The 620-nt window shown below is 55.2% G+C and carries 1 protein-coding gene; it reads right to left on the bottom strand.

Translation table 11 applies throughout. From position 1 onward, the window contains the following. Window positions 1-160: 160 nt before the first annotated feature. A partial coding sequence (locus JWG43_RS17675; protein ID WP_205244270.1) for an Hsp33 family molecular chaperone HslO occupies window positions 161-620 on the bottom strand: 460 nt, incomplete at its 5' end.

Below are 620 nucleotides of genomic sequence, written 5' to 3'. Positions count from 1 at the left end.
ACGATAGTCATTATGTTCTCCTGGGTTCAGAGGTGTGTAGGGTTCTATCTGGCGTCCATACTACTACCTAGGTGGTAGTTTTTAGCGATCGCCATCAAACTTTATAAAATAGGGTATTTTTTTGTTATTTAAGTTAAAGGCGGGTTTTGCCCGCCTTTATTTAGTGTAACTTGTTTGCATCATTACCGGGAGCCCCGCTGAACAGGGTTTCGATGTCTATTCCATCAAATTGGTAGTGAGCGCCGCAGTAATCGCAGTGCATGTCGATCTTGCCGAGCTCCTGCACCATGGCCACCGCTTCCTCCTTTTCTATCTGCAGCAGCGCCCCTTCACAGCGAGCGCGGGAGCAGGTGCAGCGGAACTCGATCGCCTGGGGATCGAACACTCGCACCTTGTCCTGATGGTAGAGGCGGTAGAGGATCTCTTCGGCCTCCAGGCCGAACAGCTCTTCATCCTTGATGGTGCTGGTGAGCTGGATCAGGTGATCGAAGTCGGCGCCGTGATCCTCGCTCCGGGCCGGCAACTCCTGCAACAGGATGCCGGCGGCGCGGGGAGTGCCCTCGTGGTGGCCGGTACGGATCCAGAGCCGGGTAGCGAGTTGCTCGGACTGGGCGAAGTAC

The organism is Desulfobulbus alkaliphilus, from assembly GCF_016918545.1.
Taxonomy (GTDB): domain Bacteria; phylum Desulfobacterota; class Desulfobulbia; order Desulfobulbales; family Desulfobulbaceae; genus Desulfobulbus; species Desulfobulbus alkaliphilus.
Note: the sequence above shows the minus strand (reverse complement) of the source record. Positions and strands in the feature narration are given on the sequence as shown.